Origin of the sequence: Blautia intestinihominis (genome assembly GCF_040096655.1) — a bacterium.
Lineage (GTDB): Bacteria > Bacillota > Clostridia > Lachnospirales > Lachnospiraceae > Blautia_A > Blautia_A intestinihominis.
Genome location: NZ_JBBMEI010000226.1, coordinates 1 through 502, shown reverse-complemented (window position 1 = coordinate 502; position 502 = coordinate 1). Strand labels below are relative to the sequence as shown.

Sequence of the window (502 nt, the reverse complement as noted above, 5' to 3'; positions counted from 1 at the left end):
GGCTGCGGTGCGGATGGGGATGTGATTGATTTTGCCGCCGCCCTGTATGGGCTGGGAAAGAAAGAAGCCGCCGTACAACTGGCACAGGACTTCGGGCTTTCCTATGAGGACTGGAAACCGCCGGGAAAGGCAAAAAAACCAAGCCCCGGCAGAAATCTCCGGAGGAACAGTTTCAGGCAACAAAAAACCGCTGCTTCCGTATTCTTTCCGACTATCTCCACCTGCTTCGGGCATGGAGAAAGGAATATGCCCCGCACTCCCCGGAGGAAGCTTTTCATCCCCGGTTTGTGGAAGCCTTACAGAAGCAAGACCAAGTGGAATATCTGCTGGATGTGCTGCTCTTTGGGGAAACGGAGGAAAAAGTGGCTTTGATTACGGACTACGGAAAGGATGTGATACAGCTTGAACAGCGAATGGCAGAGCTTGCAGCCGCAGACGCAGCAAGAACTAAAAAACACCATGAACGCCATGCAGCCGCCCCAGAGCATTGAGGAAATCAAGG

1 pseudogene is annotated in these 502 nt (G+C 53.2%); it reads left to right on the top strand.

Going from position 1 to position 502, the window contains the following annotated elements:
* Window positions 1-491: pseudogene (locus tag WMO75_RS19840) on the top strand (CHC2 zinc finger domain-containing protein); the annotation flags it as partial.
* Window positions 492-502 lie beyond the last annotated feature (11 nt).